This window comes from Shewanella sp. 30m-14, from assembly GCF_052977125.1.
Window position 1 is genome coordinate 374,044 of sequence record NZ_JBRILW010000001.1, and the last position, 23,442, is coordinate 397,485.

The 23,442-nt window shown below is 38.7% G+C and carries 20 protein-coding genes, 5 tRNA genes and 1 pseudogene; 9 read left to right on the forward strand and 17 right to left on the reverse strand.

Annotated features, from left to right (window positions below):
* Positions 1-14 precede the first annotated feature (14 nt).
* Genes tusD through ACVBIU_RS01630 form a run of 4 tightly spaced genes read left to right on the forward strand, consistent with a single transcriptional unit; the run spans position 15 to position 1,381 of the window.
* Positions 15-404, forward strand: coding sequence for a sulfurtransferase complex subunit TusD (tusD, locus tag ACVBIU_RS01615; protein ID WP_447162740.1), 390 nt, complete (start codon positions 15-17; stop codon positions 402-404).
* 8 nt (positions 405-412) lie between these two features.
* Entirely contained in the window at positions 413-769 is a 357-nt protein-coding gene (gene tusC, locus ACVBIU_RS01620; RefSeq protein ID WP_447162739.1) for a sulfurtransferase complex subunit TusC, read from the forward strand.
* Positions 769-1,050 (forward strand): sulfurtransferase complex subunit TusB, encoded by a 282-nt coding sequence (gene tusB, locus ACVBIU_RS01625; RefSeq protein ID WP_447159299.1) that lies wholly within the window; start codon positions 769-771, stop codon positions 1,048-1,050. Before tusC ends, tusB begins: the two co-directional genes overlap by 1 nt.
* Position 1,051: 1 nt before the next feature.
* Positions 1,052-1,381: a TusE/DsrC/DsvC family sulfur relay protein gene (locus ACVBIU_RS01630; RefSeq protein WP_447159300.1), complete on the forward strand. Its 330-nt coding sequence runs from the start codon at positions 1,052-1,054 to the stop codon at positions 1,379-1,381.
* A 591-nt stretch (positions 1,382-1,972) separates the two neighbouring features.
* Here ACVBIU_RS01630 and ACVBIU_RS01635 read toward each other — a convergent pair.
* From ACVBIU_RS01635 to ACVBIU_RS01660, 6 genes are all read right to left on the reverse strand, one after another.
* A tRNA-Leu gene (locus tag ACVBIU_RS01635) sits at positions 1,973-2,058 on the reverse strand.
* Between the two features lie 110 nt (positions 2,059-2,168).
* Positions 2,169-2,242: transfer RNA gene (locus ACVBIU_RS01640), tRNA-Cys, on the reverse strand.
* A gap of 603 nt (positions 2,243-2,845) precedes the next feature.
* Positions 2,846-2,931, reverse strand: a tRNA-Leu gene (locus ACVBIU_RS01645).
* 110 nt (positions 2,932-3,041) lie between these two features.
* Positions 3,042-3,115: transfer RNA gene (locus ACVBIU_RS01650), tRNA-Cys, on the reverse strand.
* Between the two features lie 12 nt (positions 3,116-3,127).
* Positions 3,128-3,203, reverse strand: a tRNA-Gly gene (locus tag ACVBIU_RS01655).
* 561 nt (positions 3,204-3,764) lie between these two features.
* The gene (locus tag ACVBIU_RS01660) at positions 3,765-5,201 is read right to left on the reverse strand and encodes a glyceraldehyde-3-phosphate dehydrogenase (protein ID WP_447159301.1); all 1,437 of its coding nucleotides are present in this window, start codon (positions 5,199-5,201) and stop codon (positions 3,765-3,767) included.
* 204 nt (positions 5,202-5,405) lie between these two features.
* Between ACVBIU_RS01660 and ACVBIU_RS01665 the strand changes: the two genes are divergently transcribed.
* The gene (locus tag ACVBIU_RS01665) at positions 5,406-6,266 is read left to right on the forward strand and encodes a DUF2989 domain-containing protein (protein ID WP_447159302.1); all 861 of its coding nucleotides are present in this window, start codon (positions 5,406-5,408) and stop codon (positions 6,264-6,266) included.
* Between the two features lie 219 nt (positions 6,267-6,485).
* Positions 6,486-7,496: a type I glyceraldehyde-3-phosphate dehydrogenase gene (gene gap, locus ACVBIU_RS01670; RefSeq protein WP_447159303.1), complete on the forward strand. Its 1,011-nt coding sequence runs from the start codon at positions 6,486-6,488 to the stop codon at positions 7,494-7,496.
* Between the two features lie 45 nt (positions 7,497-7,541).
* On the opposite strand, the gene ACVBIU_RS01675 is transcribed toward gap, so the two are convergent.
* The 7 genes and pseudogenes from ACVBIU_RS01675 to ACVBIU_RS01705 form a co-directional block, all read right to left on the reverse strand.
* A complete protein-coding gene (locus ACVBIU_RS01675) occupies positions 7,542-9,038 on the reverse strand; it encodes a transporter substrate-binding domain-containing diguanylate cyclase (protein ID WP_447162738.1) in 1,497 nt (498 codons plus the stop codon).
* 194 nt (positions 9,039-9,232) lie between these two features.
* Entirely contained in the window at positions 9,233-9,565 is a 333-nt protein-coding gene (locus ACVBIU_RS01680) for a hypothetical protein (protein ID WP_447162737.1), read from the reverse strand.
* A gap of 111 nt (positions 9,566-9,676) precedes the next feature.
* Positions 9,677-9,952 carry a hypothetical protein gene (locus ACVBIU_RS01685; RefSeq protein ID WP_447159306.1) on the reverse strand — a complete coding sequence of 92 codons (276 nt, stop codon included), beginning with the start codon at positions 9,950-9,952 and terminating at the stop codon, positions 9,677-9,679.
* Positions 9,953-10,228: 276 nt separating this feature from the next.
* Positions 10,229-11,113 carry a 30S ribosomal protein S6--L-glutamate ligase gene (gene rimK, locus ACVBIU_RS01690; RefSeq protein WP_447159365.1) on the reverse strand — a complete coding sequence of 295 codons (885 nt, stop codon included), beginning with the start codon at positions 11,111-11,113 and terminating at the stop codon, positions 10,229-10,231.
* An 84-nt stretch (positions 11,114-11,197) separates the two neighbouring features.
* Positions 11,198-11,605: pseudogene (locus ACVBIU_RS01695) on the reverse strand (ATP-dependent zinc protease family protein); the annotation flags it as partial.
* Between the two features lie 348 nt (positions 11,606-11,953).
* Positions 11,954-12,649, reverse strand: a complete 696-nt coding sequence (locus tag ACVBIU_RS01700; RefSeq protein WP_447162736.1) for an SDR family oxidoreductase — start codon at positions 12,647-12,649, stop codon at positions 11,954-11,956.
* Between the two features lie 444 nt (positions 12,650-13,093).
* Positions 13,094-13,483, reverse strand: coding sequence for a glycine zipper family protein (locus ACVBIU_RS01705; RefSeq protein ID WP_447162735.1), 390 nt, complete (start codon positions 13,481-13,483; stop codon positions 13,094-13,096).
* A 145-nt stretch (positions 13,484-13,628) separates the two neighbouring features.
* Here ACVBIU_RS01705 and ACVBIU_RS01710 point away from each other — a divergent pair, with 145 nt between their 5' ends.
* Complete coding sequence (locus tag ACVBIU_RS01710) at positions 13,629-14,675, forward strand: oxidoreductase family protein (RefSeq protein WP_447159309.1); 1,047 nt, start codon at positions 13,629-13,631, stop codon at positions 14,673-14,675.
* A gap of 87 nt (positions 14,676-14,762) precedes the next feature.
* Here the strand turns inward: ACVBIU_RS01710 and ACVBIU_RS01715 are convergent, their stop codons facing one another.
* Entirely contained in the window at positions 14,763-15,332 is a 570-nt protein-coding gene (locus ACVBIU_RS01715) for a hypothetical protein (protein WP_447159310.1), read from the reverse strand.
* A 914-nt stretch (positions 15,333-16,246) separates the two neighbouring features.
* Between ACVBIU_RS01715 and ACVBIU_RS01720 the strand changes: the two genes are divergently transcribed.
* Complete coding sequence (locus ACVBIU_RS01720; protein ID WP_447162892.1) at positions 16,247-17,275, forward strand: tyrosine-type recombinase/integrase; 1,029 nt, start codon at positions 16,247-16,249, stop codon at positions 17,273-17,275.
* An 833-nt stretch (positions 17,276-18,108) separates the two neighbouring features.
* On the opposite strand, the gene ACVBIU_RS01725 is transcribed toward ACVBIU_RS01720, so the two are convergent.
* The 3 genes from ACVBIU_RS01725 to ACVBIU_RS01735 form a co-directional block, all read right to left on the reverse strand.
* Complete coding sequence (locus ACVBIU_RS01725) at positions 18,109-18,837, reverse strand: RluA family pseudouridine synthase (protein WP_447162734.1); 729 nt, start codon at positions 18,835-18,837, stop codon at positions 18,109-18,111.
* Between the two features lie 433 nt (positions 18,838-19,270).
* A complete protein-coding gene (locus ACVBIU_RS01730; protein WP_447162733.1) occupies positions 19,271-20,311 on the reverse strand; it encodes a porin in 1,041 nt (346 codons plus the stop codon).
* Between the two features lie 84 nt (positions 20,312-20,395).
* Positions 20,396-21,739 (reverse strand): FMN-binding protein, encoded by a 1,344-nt coding sequence (locus tag ACVBIU_RS01735; RefSeq protein ID WP_447162732.1) that lies wholly within the window; start codon positions 21,737-21,739, stop codon positions 20,396-20,398.
* 254 nt (positions 21,740-21,993) lie between these two features.
* Between ACVBIU_RS01735 and ACVBIU_RS01740 the strand changes: the two genes are divergently transcribed.
* Positions 21,994-23,232: an FAD:protein FMN transferase gene (locus ACVBIU_RS01740; protein WP_447162731.1), complete on the forward strand. Its 1,239-nt coding sequence runs from the start codon at positions 21,994-21,996 to the stop codon at positions 23,230-23,232.
* The last annotated feature ends 210 nt before the right edge of the window (positions 23,233-23,442 follow it).

A 23,442-nucleotide genomic window follows, 5' to 3' on the forward strand; every position in this document is an offset into this window, starting at 1 on the left:
CCATTTTTTTTATCATGAGCAAATTTATTATCCAAGTTAACTCAGCAGCTTACGGCAGCGCCTCGAGTTACAGTGCCTATCGGTTCGCTAAAGCGGCTGTTGATAGCGGCCATATTGTCGAAAAGATTTTCTTCTACCAAGATGGCGTTCTTAATACTAATCACCTTAATAGTCCGGCTAGTGATGAGTTTGATCTAAAGCAAGCATGGATTGACTTGCATGAGCAGCACGGTGTCGCTTTGGTCAATTGTGTATCTGCTGCGCTGCGCCGTGGTGTATTATCTGAGTCTGAGGCTAAAGAAAACCGCTTAGAGCATTGGAATATGCAAGCTCCATTTACTATGGGTGGTTTGGGTGAGTTAGTTACCGGTATTGAGAAAGCTAACAAGCTTATCTGTTTTTAGGAGCGTGCATGAAGAAACTTTGTATTATCTTTAAACAGGCTCCTCACGGTACAGCACACGGCCGAGAAGGTCTTGATCTGTCATTGTTAAGTGCCAGTTTTGAACAAGAAGTTAGCCTTATATTTACCGGTGAAGGCCTGTTAACATTATTAAAAAACCAAGATCCTGAATCTATTGGTTGTAAAGACTATATAGCGACACTCGGTGCACTCCCCCTTTACGATATAGACACTGTATTAGTATGCCAAGAGTCGATGCACGAATTGGGTTTGCTTGAAACAGATTTTCGAATTACAGCTTCTATTTCAACTGCCATAGAGATTTCCACTCATTTAGCCGGTGTCGATGAGGTAATTGTTTTCTGATGATATTACATCTAATACAGCACTCTCCTGACCAGAGTGCATCACTAAAAACATGCTTACGTTATGCAACTAAAGAAGATTGCATCTTATTGTCAGGCAACGGTGTCAACAGTTTGCTCAAACAAGCGTGGCGAGCACAATTATCTGAGTATAGATGTGTTGCTTTGCAAGAAGATGTCGATGCTCGGGGCCTTACTCGCTTTTTAAAAGAGATAGAGCTGATAAACTACAACGAATTTGTGGCGCTTAGTCTAACGCACGATAAAGTAATTAGTTGGTAAAATGATAGAATTTAATGGAAAGCAGATAGACACCGATCCGCAAGGCTATTTAAAGTCGGTAAGTGACTGGACTCCAGAATTGGCGCTAGTCATTGCAGAGGAAGAAAAGATAGCGCTCACTGATGCACATTGGGAAGTGATTAACTTTGTCCGAGAATTTTACCTCGAGTTTAAGACTAGCCCTGCTATAAGGGTATTAGTCAAAGCAATAGGCCTTAAGCTTGGAGCTGACAAGGGAAACTCTAAGTATCTCTATACCCTGTTCCCCGTTGGTCCCGCCAAGCAGGCAACCAAAATAGCCGGCCTACCGAAACCCGCTAAATGCATTTAATCTCAATCTTTATAAGGCCCTACTCGTTAGGGCTTTTTTAGGCCTATTTAATACAGGTTTGGTTATTTATTCTTTATAAGAAGGCTGTGTCCTGGCCTGTACTGCTTTATAAAAAGAGCAGCCCGGCCTACTTTATTGAATTTGAGGGGATCTCGTATCAAAATAAATCGCTTGTCGCTTGATGCATGTTTCAGAGTGATTTACTGAAGCTAAAATTTAAACGTAAAAAAAACCAGCTCAATGGCTGGTTTAGTCACTCTTCATATGAATATGGTACACTTACCAGACCTGCTCTATCAAATGAGAGGCACGCTTATTCAGCGAGGCATCTCTTACAAAAAATAAATCCCTTTTCGCTTATTCAGGGTTAAATTTGAAATACAAAAAAGCCCCGACATTGTCGAGGCTTATCTGCAACTCTCCGTAGAGAATTATTTGGTACCCGTGCCCAGACTTGAACTGGCACGCTTATTCAGCGAGGCATCTCTTACAAAAAATAAATCCCTTTTCGCTTATTCAGGGCTAAATTTGAAACACAAAAAAGCCCCGACATTGTCGAGGCTTATCTGCAACTCTCCGTAGAGAATTATTTGGTACCCGTGGCCAGACTTGAACTGGCACGCTTATTCAGCGAGGGATTTTAAATCCCTTGTGTCTACCGATTCCACCACACGGGCAAACTCTTTGACTTTGACGATACGTATTGTCGGTATCAATACTGCCTGACTTCTTAATGATTAAGTGTCAAACTCACCAAACTCTTATTCTTTATAACTATAAAAAGTTATGGAGGCGCGACCCGGAGTCGAACCGAGATCGACGGATTTGCAATCCGCAGCATAGCCATTCTGCCATCGCGCCATTTTGTTTCCCTCTTACCGGGGAACGAGGCATACTTTACTAGAATTAAAAAATGAGTCAACAAGTAATTAATTGATTTTATTCAAGTGGTTAAATCGCATACTAAACAGATATTATATAAACAATGAACGCGTAAATAATATTCGTTATAGTGAATCAAAGCTTAAAGTAACGCTTTACCGTGCAAAGAAGTCGTAGCGGAAAGCGCGTAACAGAAAGTATTAGCTTATTTGTTTATTTCTCTAAAAAATAAACTGCATCGCTGTTGAGGATGCAAATGCCATTAATAGGGGCTTTACGAGTAGAGGGGGCGTGATTGAGCACCTCAAAGCGCTAAATGATTGCTGTTCGCCCTGCTTTATGTTGATGGGTATGAACTCACTGAAAGTCTAGGCGCAAAAAACAGCTCAATGCCTGGTTTGATTACTCTTCATATAAAGATGGTGCCCGCGGCCAGATCTGCTTTATCAAAAGGAATCGCAGGCTTATTCTGCGAGGACGCCAAGATTTTATCGTATACCATCATTCAATGGGCTTAATTTGAAATACAAAAAAGCCCCGACATTGTCGAGGCTTATCTGCAACTCTCCGTAGAGAATTATTTGGTACCCGTGGCCAGACTTGAACTGGCACGCTTATTCAGCGAGGGATTTTAAATCCCTTGTGTCTACCGATTCCACCACACGGGCAAACTCTTTGACTTTGACGATACGTATTGTCGGTATCAATACTGCCTGACTTCTTAATGATTAAGTGTCAAACTCACCAAACTCTTGTTCTTTATAACTCTATAAAGTTATGGAGGCGCGACCCGGAGTCGAACCGAGATCGACGGATTTGCAATCCGCAGCATAGCCATTCTGCCATCGCGCCATAACTTTAAATTGGAGCGACATATCGGGTTCGAACCGATGACCTATACCTTGGCAAGGTATCGCTCTACCAACTGAGCTAATGTCGCTTTTCAATTTAAACTGTATTCAAGTTCTTGCTTGGTTTGCTTCCCCTTGACTACGGAATGGCATTCTACCGATTTGGTTGTCAGAGTCAATCGAGAAAAACCTTTTTTATGACTGTTTGATGTTAAATCAATCAATGTAAACAATATTGCAGCTTTTTGCTTATTAGATAGTCAAAATGGTAAAGCGACTCACCTGCCCTCGACTACATTTATTTGCATTGCCATGGTTTTAGCTTCTTTACTAGCGTCAATACCGGAGCCTTTAATACCGGAGTAAATTAATTGGCTTGTCTTTAACTTAATGGCATTAGCTCAGGAATGTAAAACTCTCGGTGGCGAACGCGCGTTCTAACTGATTGGCGATAAGTATCGTGATGACTTTATTATTTTAAGGATAATGTATTTTAAGACCTGAGTTTTTAAAACCCCAGAGCAGCCTGTAGTTATACCTATTACTGTTAGTACGTTTCAACCAATAATACTTAAAACAAAAAACGCCCCTATAAATAGAGGCGTTTTAGTTACTTAGATCCGCGATCTAAGCTTAATCCTAATTAGCATTTATGCATTAGGTAATGATTGGTAGTTAAGACCAAGCATTTTTTGCATCACACCTACAACTTGACAGCTGTAACCAAATTCGTTGTCATACCATACATAAAGAATAGTACGGTTACCGTCAGCAATAGTCGCTTGTGAGTCCACAACACCCGCGTAACGTGAACCGACTAAATCACTTGATACGATTTCAGTCGAATCAGTGTAATCAATTTGGTTTTGCAGTTCAGACTGCAGCGCCATATCTTTTAGGTACTCGTTCATTTCATGTTTATTCGTTTCACCGTCGAGGTTAAGGCTAATGATAGCCATAGACACATTTGGTGTTGGAACACGAATAGCGTTGCCTGTTAACTTACCTTCAAGCACAGGTAGTGCTTTTGAAACTGCTTTAGCTGCGCCTGTTTCAGTAATGACCATGTTTAGTGGTGCACTGCGACCACGGCGATCTGCACTGTGATAGTTATCGATAAGATTTTGGTCATTGGTGTATGAGTGAATAGTCTCAACGTGACCATTTACGATGCCATATTTATCGTTAACAGCTTTTAGTACTGGGGTAATAGCGTTAGTCGTACAGCTTGCTGCAGATACAATTGTATCTTCGTCAAGAATGTCTGACTCGTTAACACCATAGACGATATTTTTAATGGCTCCTTTTGCAGGAGCGGTAAGTAACACTTTACTTGCACCAGGTGACTTAAGATGTAGACCTAGACCCGCTTCATCTTTCCAAATACCTGTGTTATCAACCACAAGTGCATTTGAAATACCAAACTTAGTGTAATCGACTTCATCTGGAGAATTTGCGTAGATAACCTGAATGTAGGTACCATTGGCAATGATTGCATTGTTTTCTTCGTCAACTTCTACAGAGCCATTGAATGGACCATGTACAGAGTCACGACGCAATAAACTGGCACGTTTTTCTAAATCGCCCTTGCGGCCACCACGAAGTACAATTGCGCGTAGTCTAAGCTTATTGCTTACACCTGTTCTTTCGATAAGAAGACGAGCGAGTAAGCGTCCGATACGGCCAAATCCGTATAGCACAACATCTTTGGCTGCTTGTGTGTCTTCTAAGGTGATTGCATCTGCAAGTTCGCGGCTCATATAAGCCTCTATTTGACTCGCATCTTGATACTCGCGCCAGTAATTGACTGCCAGTTTACCGATATCAACTTTACATTGTTTTACCGCTAACTTACTTAAAGCCTCGATAAATGGAAAGCTTTCACGTAATCTCAGTTTTTCACCAACATGGCGACGCACTAAACGGTGCGATTTAATGATTTCGATTGTAGAAGCATTTAGCAGAGGTTTGCCATAGACGACGACTTCTACACCTTGGTTACGATATAATTTACCAAGTAGAGGTTGCATAGCCTCTGCCATTTCGAAACGTTCTTGCCAACTTTGTAGGTGTTTATCAGCGCTCATTAACAGATCCTTTATCTCACTTTTCCAATTTTTTAATTAGAAATGTTTGAGTAACAAAAAGAAAAGACCAATAATCTAACGTTATATTAGGGTTCTTTCCCCGTTTGGTCGGCGCCATTGTAATGAAAAGTTAGCTTTCAGGCTAGTCAGAAATTTTCGTTAACAATGTAATTTTATTAGAAAAAAGTCCGCTTGGAGCCATGTTTGAACAAAAACTTTGTAATGTTTACATCATTTTTAGGAATTAGCGCTTTTTTGGGGCTTTTTGGCTGTGAAGGACCTACAAATACTCAGGTGATTTGTAACAAAAATCCCGAACTTTGTGCCGATTTGCACAAAGATAGTTGGTGTCGCTTCGAAAAAGGTGACCTGATCCGTAATCGATTCAAGTTGAAAGGTACACCGGAGCCCTCAGGTAAGCTAGTTTATGAGCAATTGTTATATTTAGAACGTTACAATAAATGTGTTGAATTGGCAGCTGGAGTTCAACATATTTTGCATCCTGAGCGAACCAATGATCGTGCTAGAGCATTTGGGTTAAGTTCACAATCATTAGCTGAGCTGGAAGCAACCACTAAGGGCAGTAATGACCCTCACCTCGCCTACTATCATTGGTCTCGATTTAATGATCCTCAGGCCGAGAGAATATTGTTTGCCGCAGAGGAACGCGGAGCTATTACCGATATAGTATTAAAAGCAGAGTTGGCTTCTTACTATCTTAGAATAAACCAGGCTAAGTCTAAGCAGCTCTATACTGAGGTGCTCGATGGCAGTACTGAAGAAAACTTTAACCCTGATTGGTTACTTGCTTTAGCGACACTCTATCGACAAGAAAACCAGTTAGAAATCGATTATTGGCTCTCTAAAACAAATATTGAATTAACTGAGGCTAATTTTTCCGAAGAGCAAATGCTGGCGTTGCTGAAAGGTGATAAAAGATTGCAGCGCAAATTAGATAAAGACGCGTTAATACTTGCAGATCAACTACAATCTGGAAGTTATCAAAAGAGTAAATTAAAGAAACTACTTGATAAAGATATGAATGAAGCTTATTTACCATTATAAGCTGACATTTAACTATCATTTAGTTCTGGCAATATATTTGCCAAGTTTCAAGTTTTTTGTACATTTGTGCAATAATTGCTTGGAATCGCGACATGTGTAAAAAAATTACCTAAATTACGCTGACAAAGTGGCTTTTATAGCCGATATAACTTGACGATAGCTGTCAGTTTGGTAATTTTACTACCAGATACTTTTAAACATTTACCTGAGGGATATGAGATGACTATCCGAGTTGCAATTAACGGCTATGGCCGTATCGGCCGCAATGTTCTACGTGCTCTATATGAAAGCGAGAAGAACTATCCTATCAAGATCGTTGCACTTAACGATTTAGGTGACGCTTCAATCAACGCTCATTTAACTAAGTACGACTCAGTACATGGACGCTTTAACGCTAAAGTTGAGCATACTGATGACGCTATTTTTGTTAACGAAGATAAAATCCTTACCTTCCAAGAGCGTGACCCTTCAAAGCTTCCTTGGAAAGAGCTAGATATCGACGTGGTATTTGAATGTACTGGTATCTTCACTTCTAAAGAATCTGTTCAATCACATTTAGACGCTGGCGCAAAGAAAGTACTTATTTCTGCTCCTGGTAAAAATGTGGATGCAACTGTTGTTTACGGCGTAAACAACGATGTTATCACCAGCGATATGACTGTGATTTCAAATGCGTCTTGTACTACTAACTGTTTAGCTCCATTTGCTAAGCCGTTAAATGATGAAATTGGTATTGAATCAGGTCTTATGACAACGATTCATGCATACACCAATGATCAACGTTTGTCTGACGTTTACCACACTGACCTACGCCGTGCTCGTGCTGCTGCAATGTCAATGATCCCAACACAGACGGGTGCTGCTGCAGCTGTAGGTCTTGTTGTTCCTGAGCTTGCTGGTAAGTTTGATGGACTAGCAGTACGTGTACCTACTGTTAACGTGTCACTCGTTGACCTGTCTTTCGTGGCTGCACGTGACACAAGTGTTGAAGAGATCAACGCCATCATTGAGAAAGCAGCTTCTGTTGCTCCATTGAGTGAAGTGTTAGCTGTAAACCACGAGCCATTGGTATCAATCGACTTTAACCATAATCCATACTCTTCAAACTTTGACGCAACTCAAACTCGCGTTAACGGTCGTCTAGTAAAAGTAATGGCATGGTACGACAACGAATGGGGCTTCAGTAACCGCATGTTAGATAATGCAGTTGCACTTATGTCTGCTAAGTAATTCGAATGTTGTAATAAAAACCCAGCGAATGCTGGGTTTTTATTGTTATATACTTGAGAACTCGAAACAATTACGACCATTACCTTTCGCTTTATACATAAGTAGATCGGCTTGATTCATCAAGTAAGTGCAATCTATATCAACGTTCTTGCAATAAATGGCACCTAGGCTAACGGTAATAACTAACTGTCCAGCATCGCTATCTACCTTCGCCTCTGAAATACATCTTTGTATCGTATTAGCAAAAGCTTCTGCTTGCTCTTCGTTAAGCCCAGTCAAAAAAACACAAAACTCTTCGCCTCCTACACGGCCAAATACAGCGCTTCCACAAAGTGTTAGTTCCACTCTTTTGACGATTTCTATAATCGTTTGATCACCAACCTGGTGGCCAAACGTATCATTAACCCCTTTAAATCCATCGATATCGAACAGTAATAGCGTAATACTAGTTTTTCTAATATTATTTTGACGTTCAAACTCACTCATAAAAGCACGTCGATTATCGATACCCGTTAATGAATCTTTCTTCGCCAATAATTGTAATTCCTGATTTGCCGAGTAGAGTTCTTTAGTTCGCAGCATGACGGTTCTTTTAAGCTGTATAACGTAAATCGCAATCATGCTTAACGATAAAACTATCAGTAGTGGCAGTAAGTAACTCGGGTATACCGTTTCAACATGCAACCATTTCCTCTGAATACGATTCAAAGTGTCCTGCTCTACGCGGTTAAATCCATTCTTAACAAAATTAAGCAGTACCTCATTCCCTTTTGCTACAGCGGGTTTAACTGACGCGGTATAAAGATGCTGGACAGGTGCAAAAGCACTTTGCCTGTTTGATGTATACAAATAAAAGTTTGCAACTTGAAAATCAGCTACAAAGGCGTTGATGTCAGAACGTAAAGCCGCTTCAATCATCTGCTCATTATTTTTAAAACGGATAAATTTAGCTTTTGGGTAAGCTTGACGGATGAAGTTATCTTCATAGCTTCCTTCGATCACGCCTAGCGTTGTGTGCTCTACAATTGAATCTAAACTATCGCTAAGTAAAGACTGCTCTACAAATAGTTGACCTTCTAGCTGAGCGAGGTTATTAGCGTAGTCCAAATACCTCGCCCTATCATTTGACCATACTAAGCCAGCATGTATGTCGGCTTTACCTAGCCGTACATTATCGATAGATTCTTGCCAATCAGATAAAAGAAATTGAATTTCTATCTGATTAGTCTCGCCAAACTCTTTCCATAAATCAATTAGCAAACCTCTGGGCTCATTTTTATCATCAAGGTAAGAAAAGGGTTTCCATGCTTTGGAGTTCGCTATCACGAGTGCGATAGTGCTTTTGGGCGTATTATAAGATGAGGCTCCAATGCCGTTTGGGTACATTGGTGTTAATAAGAGAATTAATACCAATAACATAAGCATTGAGAGGATAGTTAAAGGCGCAAATCGTAGGAATGGAGATTTACTGATTGTATTAGGTTTTTGCTGTTCTTGGTCACCTTTGGGGAAAGTCGCCACGGGATACAGTTCCTTTGCCATAATCCTTTAGGGGTAAAAATAACACTTTTAAAACAATTACTCTACGTCACCTGATTTATGTAAGCATGATTAACACTTAAGAATGATAACAAGCGTAATTTCGAATTTTGGCATGTTTTATGGGGCGGCGCGTATTGATGTCGACATAAACCCCATAAGTCCATTGTGTGCAATAAGAGCAGGAAAAGGAGAGTTTAGATAAATTTCCGTTTTTTTGTTGAACTAGATCCAATAGCTTCATCTATTACTTCGATATTTTGATTGATATAGCTAATTAGTATGTGCTTCTCGCTATCACCCATTCCAGTATTTAACACTGCACGGTGTAACTCTAGAGCTTCAGATTTATGACTAAGAAGTGTAAGCGCTGATATTTGGTCTAAATTGTGATAACGCATCAATAAGGCTCGTTGAGTAAGCCTTATTGATGCATGAATAAGTAATGTGAGACTTGTCACTTTGTCTTCAGTAATCACTCGCGGCTCAAAAGCCTGACATTGAAGAGCTTGTTGTCTAGTGGAATGCATATTTACCCCTGTAAAGTTTGCCCTGCTATTAGGCTATTGGGGTAAATAGTAACTTTCTAACGCTGTACGTTGGCTTAATGGCTATATTATCAACAAAGACACGTTCCAGGGTTAACTTCGTTTTATTCTCACGACTTTAAAAATATCCATTTCGAAGCCAGCAACCCCCTGCTTGTCTGGATAATAAGTCATGTTTACACGGGCACCGCTCAAACTCTTATATTTTTTGGTTCGCCTGAACGTAAAAGGAGTATCACAGTTATCAATCATGACAGTGTGAATGACCCAGTCATCTTTAGCTCTTTGTGTATGGGAACAAACTTTAACATCTTCTGAATGAACGAGCTTGTCATGCTTAACTAACATTTTGTCTACTGTGGACTTCACAATTTCCTCCATAGAAAAAAAGTAAGTAATAAAAGTAGCACAAAGTACTATTTGAGTAAAAAAATTTACTCAAAATGGCGGCCTTTAACCTAGCATAATCGTCATTGCTTCATTATTCCTGTTCATCTAAAGCCAGCTATGGGTCACCAAAGTAATGATTGTTATATGAAGGTAAACTTATTGCAGAATGCCACAAAAAGCATGCGGATATTGGATGAAAAAAAAGCGCTATGTCTGAGACATAACGCTTTTAATTAAGTCGTTATTGGATGCTAATTATTCAGGCTTCCAACCTAACTTCTTCTCTATTGAATCAATCATTGCACCAGCAATATCAATACCAGTAGCAGACTCAATACCTTCTAGTCCTGGCGATGAGTTGATCTCCAGTAAAAGTGGTCCACGGCTTGAACGGATAATATCAACACCGGCAACACGAAGTCCCATTGTCTTAGCCGCTTTAAGTGCTAACTGGCGCTCAGCAGCACTTACCGAAACGATAGATGCACTACCACCTTGATGAATGTTAGCTCTAAACTCACCAGGAGCCGCTGTACGCTCGATAGAAGCAACAACCTTACCGTCGATTACAAAGCAACGTAAATCCTTACCTTGAGCTTCTTTGATAAACTCTTGTACCAATAGATTTACATGTAACGATTTAAAAGCATTAATCACACTTTCAGCTGCTTTTGTCGTTTCTGCAAGTACAACGCCTTTGCCTTGAGTACCTTCAAGTAGCTTAACGATAAGTGGTGCACCACCAACCATATCGATTAGATCTTTAGTATCAACAGGTGAATTTGCAAATCCACTGGTAGGAATATCTAAGTTATTCTTTTGCAATAACTGCAAAGAGAATAGTTTGTCTCTTGAGCGTGTTATCGCATCAGAAGTATTAAGCGCCATGATATTCAGACTTTCAAAGTGGCGTGTTAACGCACAACCGTAAAAAGTCATACTTGGTCTGATCCGCGGAATAACCGCATCGAGGTCGTTTAATATACGGCCACCACGGTAATGTACTTCAGGCTCAGAAGCATCAAGCTTTAAATAACATTGCTTGATGTTTAAGAATACCATCTCATGACCGCGCTGTTCACCAGCTTCGATTATACGGCGGTTACTGTATAAGTCAGGGTTGCTCGCTAGTAAGCCGATCTTTAAACCGCTTTTCTTAGCCGATTTAACACCATATAGTTTTTCAACTTCATCATCATTTTGCTCACCTAAGCAAAATGAAGCAGAAGGGTCAACTAAGGTCTTGTTGCTCATCGCTTCACGGCCTAACAGCATGCGGTAACCCATGCTATCGCGGTTCGTTAATGTAAGTTCTACTTCCCACGCGTGACCACCTAGCTGAATAACAGAGGCAATAACGTAACGCTTTTCTGATTCGCCATTTGAACTCTTGATATTACGACGATCGATAACTTTACTTTCACATCGAAGAATGATCTTGCGACTATTTTGTATCGGGTGAAGCTCAAAAGAAACCCATGGCTCGCCTTCTCTTTTAAAAGGTCGGATATTGACAGCATGGATTGATGACGTTCTGGCGCCAGAGTCTACTCTAGCCTTAATTGCAGGAACACCAAGAGCTGGGAATGCACACCACTCTTCACTTCCGATAATAAACTTATTGTCGCTCATTACAATTCTTCCAGTTAAGTTAAATTAAGGAGCGCGAAAGTACTCCTTTTTTCAGCAGATGCAAACTAAATTTTAGTTATTTTCTGCATACCGATAGATTTTTTTCTAAAATCCTGAAAACTGAGATGTTCATCGTCGTTTTATAGACGTATGAACGGCTGACATCACGTTAACTCGATTAAAGATGTAGAGTATCAAAAATATGTTTTTTTGAGTAGTTTCATTAAGTAAATTATAATTTATACACATAATAAATGTGTTATTTTTACAATTTGTCAGTCAGTAGTTCTCAACAGCAATCGTTTTTATCCAGGTGCAACCGTGTAACGTATTCTGTTCTAAATACTGTTACCAAGGGATCACCTTAGCCTGATAATCATAAAATTCACCACTTTGTTCTTGTGTTAAAGAGTCTAATACTTGCATCATTCCTTTTACTGATGCATCTGTATCTATTAATGCATTAGGCCCCCCCATTGCAGTTAGCACCCAGCCAGGGTGTAAGGCGACACATTTAATATCATCAGCTTTAAGATCGATTGAAAGGCTTTTAACGACAGAGTTTAGTGCCGCTTTTGACGAGCGATAGTAATAGCCCCCTCCACTACTGTTATCCTGCATACTTCCAACTTTGGAAGAGATAAATGCAGCAATGCTGTTAGACCCAAGTTTGAGATTTGTATATAAGGCTTCTGTTATTAGTAAAGGGGCAATGGTGTTGATCTCGAGTACTCTTCGCCACTCATTTGCATCCGTTTGTCCAAAGCTGACTCCCTTAGGACCATAATACCCGGCGTTATTGATGAGTAGATCTATCGGAACGCCATCTAATTCAGTGGTTAATGCCGAAATGGATTCTGCCACAGTAACATCTAGCGCTATCACCTTTAGCTGATCGAAGTTCGACTTTAGCACCGACAGCTCTACTGCTTTTTTGGGGTTTCGGCAACTAGCTGTAACTTGCCAGCCCGCCTTTAAATAGTGCTCAACGAACGCACGGCCTATTCCGCGATTCCCACCAGTTATGAGTACATGTTTAGTCATTTAATTTACCTTAAAAAGATCGAGTTCTATCATCAAAGCTCAGTCTAGTTCAGAGTCATGCAAAGTTGCGAAATAATGAGGAAAAAAATACAAAATATGAAGTATTAGTTACTCATTAACATCTATGCATTTCAAAAGCTTGTCTATTATATAAATGTGTTATCAAACGATATTATTCAGCAAATCAAGTGTTAGAGCGTCTGCTCGACTATTGGATACCGATACAGCGCCATGCTTGCCCTGATAGACTTAGTCTATGTTAAAGATAAAGCAGAACACCTAATCAGATTGCAAAGGTAAAGAAAGTGTAAAACTCACACCAATTTAAGTGATGAAAGTTTAGCTACTGCAGATGAGCTTCTGCAACCACAGAATCACATGTGAGTAACAACTGGCAAGTATGGACCATCTCTTGCCAGTTTAAATGTAATCCCATTTATCCTGTTAATTTAAGACCACATAGCCACGATTTGTCATACAGTTTTTGATCACTGTTTGCTGCTCGGCTTCAAATGAATCTCTGTTTTGGCGCTTCTCTCTACCCTTAGAAATCACCCCAATTCCGAGCCCTATTGCAGCGCCCTGTTTTGCCCCATCGGAACCTGAACCACCTGCGATAGCCTTACCGGCAGAGCCAATTGCAGCACCTTTAGCTGCAGTGCCAACAGCGCTCGAGTCTGTACTTTTGTGTTTAACTTGAGTTGATAACTCTGTACATTGATGCAAATCATATACATAGTCCTTCTCATCAACTCCTGTTTTATCCACAATAATATTGGCTATGGCACTAAACGGTAACAACATACAACCAATTGCTAATAAATAACTTTTCATTAATAATTCCTATTTATCAAATAATTTTACTTTAATCATCAACAGAATCAATGGACATACTCTGTTTTGAATTCTTATGTATATCGATTATAGTACAGCCTTTTTCCTGTCCATCACTTGAACAGATCTTCACTAAGGCTCATTAATGAAACAAAATGTAAAATCTGTTGAGGAGGCCTTGTCTTACATATTGGGCACACAATCTTTCTACAAAGTAGAAACAATACAGTCGCTCTGGGCTGGATATGGTGAGATAGCAAGATACCGATTCACTTCATCAACACAGAGCAAGCTCAAGAGTGCAAATACCTTTATCGTAAAACATATCTGTCCGCCAAAGCAGGTAAAGCACCCAAGAGGATGGGCTGGCTCTTTTTCACATCAGAGAAAACTCAACTCTTATAAAGTTGAAATGAACTTTTATAAAGACTTTGCCGACCAGTGCGATCATAATTGTCAAGTACCTATGCTATTAGGGATGACAAGCTTCAAACATAGAGATGGATTGACCCAGCTGATTGTTATGACTGATCTAGATTCAAACGGGTTTTCAACGAGAGCGTCATGTCTGACGATAGATCAAACTAAGTTATGTCTTCGTTGGTTAGCGCATTTTCATGCAAAGTTTTTAAAAATTTCAACTGAGACTGCACATGAAGGGCTTTGGCCAATTGGAACATATTGGCATCTTGAAACTCGCCATGAAGAATGGCTTGCAATGCCTGATACAATGTTAAAATCAAATGCAGCCAAGATAGATAACATACTGAAACAATGCAAATATCAGACACTAGTACATGGTGATGCCAAAGTTGCAAACTTCTGTTTTAACAAAAAATTCACGGATGTGGCCGCTGTCGATTTTCAATATGTAGGCACTGGAGTGGGTGTTAAAGATGTCATTTACTTGCTTGGTAGTTGTTTGACTGAAATAGACTGCGAGAGTAATTTCTCAGTATTACTGCATGATTATTTTTCAGAGCTTGCAAGGGCCATAGAATTATACCAACCCAATATTGATGCCTTACTCGTCATCAAAGAGTGGCAAAAATTAGTCTTTTTTGCCTGGGCTGACTTTGAACGCTTCCTCGTTGGCTGGGCACCAGAACACACAAAACGAAATCGATTCAGTGAAAAGATAACGCAAACGGCTTTAAATTATTGTAATGATCCTGCGTATCTTAACGTTTAACAGAACTAAACCGAGAGCAAACCGAGTGAAAGGCAAGAATATACTTGGATAAAATTTCTTATATATTAGCCAAGTGTTCCTCACTCTTTAGTTTCTATCTTGATATTCACTTAACAGAAAATCAATTGCTTGATCAAAAGTATCGACTTGATTGATAGACATGAACTCTTTTAAGCGAGTGACTAAATCATTACCAATCTCTATATGTGATTTTTTTTTACGTTTTTTTATTTGCGATAATTCTTTACGAACCATTCTCCAACCATAATCACTGAAGTACTGGTTGAGCAAAATATTCGATTTTTCCAAAGCTATATCTAAACCACGATTCTGTTTACGCTTATGATTTAGCTCTGATAAACTTTCTGTCAACATAATATACAGCTGATGACTATCGCCATTAGAATTAAATTCAACGAACCAGTCTTTTCTCTTTGTAACTTCAGTTAATGGAATGAGACGATAGATCAAAGGTAACGCAAATATCAGTTCATCGAGTTGCAGCAGTTTTAACATCCGCCCTGCTGTCGGCTTTGCGTTATGGTACTGCCAAACTTGTGCTGGCTTAACTGGATTTTTTGTATCTGTACCAGATTTAGACTCAGTCACAAGCTTAGACTTTTGTTCAACCTCAGATAACATTTTTTGTGTGACCATAATAAATTCTCGAGCCCTGTATAAGTATCAGAATAATGCATAAGGAAATAACCAACAGATAAAGTATGGTGTAACCACATTATATAAAAGTATTACTCTTTTCTCTATATAACTATCTATTAAATCTAGTGTTTTTATATTGCCCTCTATACATATAGGTAAGACAGATAAAATGGTGTCACCATACTAAACCCGTTGTTATCAAGTGTTATCACTCACATATTAGAACCTACATGCTAATCTAGCTTATTCATAAATACTCTGTTTCTTGCTATCTTGTTTCTAGTTAGCTTGGTCTTAATGGCCGTCCTTCTGCAGGATAGTTTTACTGTGTAAAATTTTACTCAAATTATAATGATGTCAGACTTACCTATTAGATATTATTGCCACGTTATTTACCTATGCCTTGTCTCAATTTATTTAAACTAGTTCTAACTCAAAGCCAACTCAATTTAGAACCAATTTCAAACATTAAAATGGTTACACCATTCTTTATTGAAATGATTTTCTCAAGTGCAATGCACCTGAGCAGGTTAATTTTAACCACTAAGTTTTGATTTCACTATTGCTGTTAAAGTGAGCAAAGAATGGCTACCTTTGTTCATAAAAAACGCAATTCTATCTTTTTTAATCTCTACCAGTGATAATGACGATTATCACTGGTAGAAAATACAGGATTTATGTAGAATATCAGTGATTTACTGGGCTATTCTCCACAAGCAGATGTTGGTTTTAGGTGTATTTGAAAGATGAGTGTTGATAAAAACATAGATGATATTGACAATAATGCAGAAAAAACAGATGTCGAATTATCAGTCAATATTGCAGCAGTAGATCCTCATGCTAACTTCCATGCTAAAAGCGATCCCGACGCTAATGTCGTTACCTCTGGCTATGACAATATTCACCCTCAAATCAATACCCTAAACAAATCGCAGTACAGCCAAGGTTCAGATGAAAAGTTTTTTCGAGAGCAACAATTGCCGGTTTCAATCTTAGATGATTATAAAAGTGCCGCAGATGAAACTCAGTATGAAATATCTCACAATACTCGCAGAGTTTACTCTTCAAGTTTCTCGATCTTTCAACGTTACTGTGAACAACACGGATTAAATGCCCTGCCCGCGGATCCACGAAGTGTCATTTCGTTTATCGGTCATCAAAAAGAGTTGTACCAAGAAAAAAGTGGCCACCAGCTTTCAAAACAAACTATCAATACTCGATTAGCCGCGATCCGTTTTTTTCATATTCAAGCCAGTTTTCATTCGCCAACAGAACATCCATTGGTGATAAGAGTTATGCGTGGATTAATGCGCAATCAATATCGGCATATGTCAGATTACGATCAGCAACCAATAACTTATGATGAACTAGAGATGCTATTGTCTGTGATCGATGAACAGCCGCAAGAGTTAACGCGATTACGAGACAAAGCTATTTTACAACTTGGATTACAAGGTGGGTTTAGACGTTCAGAGTTGGCTGAAATTAAAGTAGAACATATTAGTTTTTTGAGAGAAAAACTTAAGGTGCGAGTGCCCTACTCTAAAAGTAATCAACAGGGCCAAAGAGAGTGGAAAGATCTTCCTAAACAAGAAATGTTTTCTGCTTATGAGGCTGTACAGCTATGGCTTACGGCAACTAAAATAAAACAAGGCCACCTTTTTAGATCCCTCAGTCGAGATGGAAACAGTGTACGAGATTATATTGTTAACAAGCCAAGAATGGGAAAAGGTTTCTTAAAGGGAGATGATATTTATCAGATGATAAAAAAATATTGCGACAGAGCCGGACTAAACTCTCGTTTTTATGGTGCTCATAGTTTAAGAAGTGGTTGTGTTACCCAGCTACATGAAAACAATAAAGATCATCTCTATATTATGGGTAGGACGGGTCATACAGATCCGCGTTCACTTCGCCATTATCTAAAGCCAAAGGATTAGTTGTTTAATATGCGGTGCTTGGTTTCGACAGCAATCGATGCTACTTAGCTGATTGAAGCCTCCATTTACGATTGATTTTGTTAACAGTAAATCCTGGACAGGCTTCTCACTGCCAAATAAAGCTCTGATGTAAAGCGCAACAGTATTATTGATTTTTATCGTTTTAAAAATAACTTTTTAAATTTATTTAAAATACAGTAGTTCATTCTATATTATTTTAACACGCTATTTCATATTGAAAACAGAGCAAGATTAAGACCGAATTAATGTTAAGAGCATTTTCAAATATAGATGATGTACGTTATTGCTACGATTAAAAATAATGCGCTTACCTTAATAATTTGCATATAGCTCCTAGTTATAAAACAAGTTTATTGTGAAGCTGAGTTGCCTGTGTATTTCAAGAAAGTATCATGCTTTAAATATATTTCACTACAAACATATTGCACTTTAAACATATTGTACTTTAAAAAGTGTAAATCTCAATTATTAATACCGAGTTATACATGTTGATATTGATTGTATATCACATTAATTAAATTCCACAATTTTTATATTTTCAGTACGCGAATGATAAATATTTATCAGCACGGTAAATATAAAACTAGCTGGTTTTTTATCTAGAACATCAGCTAAATATCTGTTAGCTGTTAGCTGTTACAAGTAGACATATGAAGATGGTGCTAACTTTAAATAACCTAATCAAATAATTTAGTATTAGTACTAACTACTCGCCTCACGGATTACATCAATCACAAATGCCAATTAAAAGGATGAAGATTAAAAGCTATCATTACAAACTATTATTAATTGAATCACAATAACCTTCGAAACTAGAATGGGCATGGGCTATATCCTAGTATTCTTTTGCCTGTAATAGGATGATCAAACTCAAGTCGGGTTGCATGCAACATTAATCTTGAAGCCACTTTATGTGAAAATGAAGTGCCATAAAGATCACAACCGATAATAGGATGACCTAAGTATTGACTATGGATCCGTAATTGATGAGTACGACCTGTTTCGGGCGTTAATTCAACTCGAGTGACATCTATAGATTTATCATCAACATTCTCAATTAGCATTTGCTTTTGTACTGTTGGAATGACAGAAAATCTTTCTCTAGATAATACCTTATAACGGGAACAAGATGGTTTACCGCTTTCGGCGCAGATTTTCATCATAGGAAAATTAGGTTTGTCTTTAGCAATTGGGGCCGATATCAAGCCGTTATCATCAGCAAGTGCTCCCAATAAAAGTGCGTTATATCTTTTTAACACGCTACGCTCACTAAACTGTTTACACAGTAGCGCGTTTATCCCCCTATTGAGTGCGATCAACATAATTCCAGACGTACCCAAATCTAATCTATGCACTAGAGAGCATCCGGGGAAATCTTTCACTAATCTATGGTGCACCGAATCTAAATTAGCGGGATGCTTACCCGACAAAGATAAAAGGCCCGAGGGTTTGTTGATAAGTAGTAAATCATCGTCCCGATAAAGTATTGTAATATCTTCAAAACATGGCGGAGCGATAAAGTCATCTACGATTGGCAGCATTGGTGATCCCAGGTGCTAAAATATGTGATGGATGATACATGAGTTTATCTTTATCAACGAGTGATGCTTTAGTTAAGGCTGTAGCATGGTTATGCATGAGTTTGAATTATTACTCAAAAGTTAAAGTGCAAACCCGAGATATTTTTAACTTAACAACATAAAAAGTCAGATATATGAATAAAACTGGTGGCAGTATCATTAATTTTTATTTTAACAATAATGAGCATGGCAGAGAGAGTAACTGTGAGACTGATTGTGAAGTGATCATGAAAATGATGAGTACAGAGTAATATAGGTGCAGAGAACAGTCAGTTTTAAAATGAAATAGACTAGTCTTTTATGAAGAAATAGTACATGAAACTTAGTCGAGTAAACCAAGAAAGTGCACATCCTTGTACACCCTCGAGGAGCAAACTATGAATTAATTTAGCGCTTAAAAGTCTATTCTAAAACCAATACTTGCGATAGTATCATCAAAATCTGAGTACTGCTTTACATCAAATTGGCCTAATTCAGTGTGTACTCTCGTTGACTTAGATAAGCGATATTCTGCACCAATTGCCCATTGAGACACCTCTGGTACGTCTGTCGCTGCAGCGCCTAACTTGTCATATACACGCCCAGCAATTTTACCTGTACCTGAATCATCCTGTCCGTATTGCGCTTTTAGCGTCAACTTATCAATTTGATATTTAGCACTGACAGTAAAGCCATCACCATCACGTTGCTGCCAGTTATCTAAATTTGGATTAACAATTTCAGAGCTCTGATAGATAGAACCTAACATTAAATTATCATACTTATACTGAGCAACTGCGCGGAAACCTTTTATATCTTCAACACCGTCAGTATAGGCTGCAGCTAGATATAGGTCGCCTGTTTTAAATAGCTTGTCACCATATGTTAGTGCAACTTGATAATTACCATTATCACGACGAACATCATCTTCGCCGTAGTAGTTATCTTCTAAAATATAACTTGCACCAAATTGTACTTTATTCCATTTAACGGTTTTATATTCTAGTGAGTCACCCCAACGTTTATCACCCGCAAATAAACGGTCATGCTTTAGCGAGTACATGTCCATAGCATCGGCAGTACCTTTTGCCATTTTAAAAACTGGATCAATACGACCTGCGGCAAGTTGACCAGCTGTAGAGTGCTTTATTCCTAAATACGTTGGACGCGCCGAGAAGGGATTGTTTTGTTTACCTTCAGTTGCACCATTTACACCCACTTCAATTTGATAAAATACACTAAAATCATCATTTAACGGTGCGTTACCTTTAACACCAAGACGGCTCCAGTTATTTTCTAAAATGGTACCGCTTTTTCCACTGTGAGTTGCACTACCGCTGTCAGAGTGTGTAATTGAGTAATCAATGCGGCCATAAAATTTATAAGCATCAGCCATTACAGTTGGTGAAGCTAACACTGCTGCGGCAAGTAAAGTCAGTTTAATTGTTTTCATCATCTTCTCTTTTAATGTATTAATACGTTGAAAGGCAAGAAGACTCCTTGGCTCTGTGGCAATTAGGAGTCGACGTCCAGAGCTGGATTAGTTTTGTTTGTGTTTAACAATCACGCCGTCTTGGCGCATTTGCGTATATAAGATCTCAGCTTGCTTCAAGTAAGTATCCCAAGAGTTAGAACGCTTAGTGAAACCCGTCGCAGCATAGCTACCGGTATCGCCGGTAGCAGGTAGATCATTAATTAAGAATAATGAGCCGCCTTGCTGCAAATGAGTATTAAGCGCATCAATCATCACGTTAAAGCCAATTCGAGCCGGTTCAACGTAATTAATAGATTCATACTTTGACTGACGGTAGAACTTCTTTTGCGACGCATCTGTGATCGAAGCTTTCTCATCAGCAAAGATTTCGTCGTAATGAGCTTTGGTAATTTGCTGAGTATTGGTGTCGACAACAATACGCAACATGGCTGTTACGCCAGTCCATTTACCTTTGCTATCAACGAGCTTTTCAGCGTATTGATAAAAACGTTGATGAGTACCATCCCCATTGATCTGAGCATGAATTTTGGCAGTTAGCGGTACCATAGACTGTTGAATACTGTTTGAGGCTCCAGCGACAACATCGATGCCGGTGTATTTTAAACGATTCGGTTCTTTAAGCTTATTGCCTAACGATGGATCAAAATCAGGATTAAGCTCAAAAGTTAGCTTGTCTTGCTCTACCATTAATTTTTCCATGGTTAGAGCTGATTGAACCCAAGCCGTGCCCTTTTTCTTACCCATAGAAAAGTTATATTCAGACATACGCTTAGGGACATCTTGGTATAAACGGGTGTAGTAGTTAGGACGCCCACTTTCATTAAACTCTGCAAATATCACGTTATCTGAGTTTTTAAGCTCGGTAACTATGGCTACACTACCCATGTGACCTTGACGGAAGCGGGCCTCTTGGTAATAATAGTCACCCTTTAATAAACCAAGTTGAGGCTGAATAGACCATTTCAGTTTGAAATCTTCATCAGCTGATTCATCTTTTGCACCTACTGACACATATTCAGGTTGACTACCATCGGCTCTAGGCAAAGTGTTAATCGCTTCTAAAATGCCATTCGATGAATAGGTCGCACCAGAAACAGCATCAATACCTTCATGGCCATTATTCGCCACAACTTTAGCCAATAAGCGCTCAGCATTTAAGTAAAGTGATTCAGTTTCTTTATGAGACTTTGTTTTGATATCAACGATATGACCATTTTTAACTTCGACGGTTAGCGTGATTACACTTTTTTTGCCTTTAGCTGATACATCATGAGTACCATCAGCATACTTACCTTGGCTCATGGTTGTTGAACAGCCTGCAAGTGTCATGGTGGCGAATAATATTGCGCTGCTTACAAGTGTTTTATTGAATAATGTTAAGGTTTTCATTCTGTCGGCCTTCAATGTTTATTGCATTGAGTTCAGAATATAAGTTTTAAATTTATCCACAATTGCGGTTTTCCGCAATAAGGCTTGCTTAGTTCTATTTATATGACAGAGTTAACATAACGAGAAGTTGTTTTTCACTCAATTCACTGTCCATGATATTTATTTAAATATTGCCATCTAAGCCTGAGAGTAATGTGAATAAAATACCAGCTTCGCGTAAATCATGCAGATTACCTATGATGTACTCGTCCGTAATGAGCGGTACTACATCCAACGGTACTGTATCTAACAGCTCTAAATTTAATCGTTCCAAAAGAGTTATATCAAGATTACTTTTTTCCATGTTCGTGATATCTAATTCGGCTTATGCACAAACACAAAACAATTTTCCTGAAGCGCCAGATTTCACCATCATTAAAGTGGACACAAAAGGTAGACCATATCAGTGTGAAGGTAACGCAATTATAATAACTGATGAGATAAAAACGAACCTAACAACACTTAAGTATTTTGGCACATCAATAAGTATCGATATATATGACAAAGAAACAGAACATTTAGATAAAACATTGTGTAACGCGTTAAATGTAATCCAGAAATACCATTATCTTGCATCGAACTACAGTACTTACCCACACGTCACCAATATTAAAAGCATCAATAATGAGCCAGAGAAAAAGCACACTATTGATCCTAAACTCACTGAGCTTATCCAAGCAAGTATTGACTGGCATGCTAAAACCAATGGCTATTTCAATATTGCATTATCGCCTGTTATCGATCTTTGGCGAGGTCATAGAGCCCAGTGTAAAGGCGAACGTAAACAACAGGATAAGTGCAACATTCCTACTCAAAAAGCACTTGATTTAGCTAAGCCATTAACCAATATAGACAATATAACGTTAGACTCAGAACAAAACACCATAGAGATGCAAGCGGGTATGAGTATCGATCTTGGCGGTATCGCTAAAGGGTGGATGGCTGAAATGCTCTACAGACAATTGAAAAACGATGGCCTAAAAAACTTCATGATAAATGCAGGAGGCAATATTAGGCATTACGGCATTCATCCTCAAGGGCGACTGTTTGCGACAGCTGTAGAAAACCCAGTATGTAAAAAATATAATAATACTTTGCCTCAATGCCAACTCTTTGAAGAGCAATACCATGAGATAATAAGCGGTAATGATATCACTGTTGTATCCAGCGGTAATTATTTAAGGTACTACAGGGTTAATGGTAAAGAATATCACCATATCATTAATCCTAAGACGTTATACCCAAAAGAATCTGGGATATCGACAACAATCGTGATGAATAGCAACCAACTCTTTGCCGATATTATTTCAACCGCGTTATTTTTAATGCCTATAGATGAGGCGATTAAATATACTAATAGTCACAATGAGATTGAAGCCGTTTGGTTCTTAAATGAAGCCGGCGATAAAGTAGAATCTAAAAAATTTGACGACTATAGATTAAAAAATGACTGAGCAATAATTTAAAGTTGATTTAAAATTAATTGATACATTAAATAAACTTCAATCAAGCAATGGAATTATAATATTAACCCGTAAACTAATTATAAAGTTACGGGTTATTTTTTATATAGCGGTTTTCCGCAATCGCAACTAAAGCGTGATGAGCTTCACTTAACGACCGCGTATTCCCAACATTTAGCGACAAAAGCGTCATAATAGCGT

What these genes read in the sequence shown, in the direction of transcription:
- tusD (WP_447162740.1), top strand. Translation starts at nt 15, where the DNA reads ATGAGCAAATTTATTATCCAAGTTAACTCAGCAGCTTACGGCAGCGCC.
- tusC (WP_447162739.1), top strand. Translation starts at nt 413, where the DNA reads ATGAAGAAACTTTGTATTATCTTTAAACAGGCTCCTCACGGTACAGCA.
- tusB (WP_447159299.1), top strand. Translation starts at nt 769, where the DNA reads ATGATATTACATCTAATACAGCACTCTCCTGACCAGAGTGCATCACTA.
- ACVBIU_RS01630 (WP_447159300.1), top strand. Translation starts at nt 1,052, where the DNA reads ATGATAGAATTTAATGGAAAGCAGATAGACACCGATCCGCAAGGCTAT.
- ACVBIU_RS01660 (WP_447159301.1), bottom strand. Translation starts at nt 5,201, where the DNA reads ATGAGCGCTGATAAACACCTACAAAGTTGGCAAGAACGTTTCGAAATG.
- gap (WP_447159303.1), top strand. Translation starts at nt 6,486, where the DNA reads ATGACTATCCGAGTTGCAATTAACGGCTATGGCCGTATCGGCCGCAAT.
- ACVBIU_RS01675 (WP_447162738.1), bottom strand. Translation starts at nt 9,038, where the DNA reads ATGGCAAAGGAACTGTATCCCGTGGCGACTTTCCCCAAAGGTGACCAA.
- ACVBIU_RS01680 (WP_447162737.1), bottom strand. Translation starts at nt 9,565, where the DNA reads ATGCATTCCACTAGACAACAAGCTCTTCAATGTCAGGCTTTTGAGCCG.
- ACVBIU_RS01700 (WP_447162736.1), bottom strand. Translation starts at nt 12,649, where the DNA reads ATGACTAAACATGTACTCATAACTGGTGGGAATCGCGGAATAGGCCGT.
- ACVBIU_RS01705 (WP_447162735.1), bottom strand. Translation starts at nt 13,483, where the DNA reads ATGAAAAGTTATTTATTAGCAATTGGTTGTATGTTGTTACCGTTTAGT.
- ACVBIU_RS01710 (WP_447159309.1), top strand. Translation starts at nt 13,629, where the DNA reads ATGAAACAAAATGTAAAATCTGTTGAGGAGGCCTTGTCTTACATATTG.
- ACVBIU_RS01715 (WP_447159310.1), bottom strand. Translation starts at nt 15,332, where the DNA reads ATGGTCACACAAAAAATGTTATCTGAGGTTGAACAAAAGTCTAAGCTT.
- ACVBIU_RS01725 (WP_447162734.1), bottom strand. Translation starts at nt 18,837, where the DNA reads ATGCTGCCAATCGTAGATGACTTTATCGCTCCGCCATGTTTTGAAGAT.
- ACVBIU_RS01730 (WP_447162733.1), bottom strand. Translation starts at nt 20,311, where the DNA reads ATGATGAAAACAATTAAACTGACTTTACTTGCCGCAGCAGTGTTAGCT.
- ACVBIU_RS01735 (WP_447162732.1), bottom strand. Translation starts at nt 21,739, where the DNA reads ATGAAAACCTTAACATTATTCAATAAAACACTTGTAAGCAGCGCAATA.
- ACVBIU_RS01740 (WP_447162731.1), top strand. Translation starts at nt 21,994, where the DNA reads ATGAGCGGTACTACATCCAACGGTACTGTATCTAACAGCTCTAAATTT.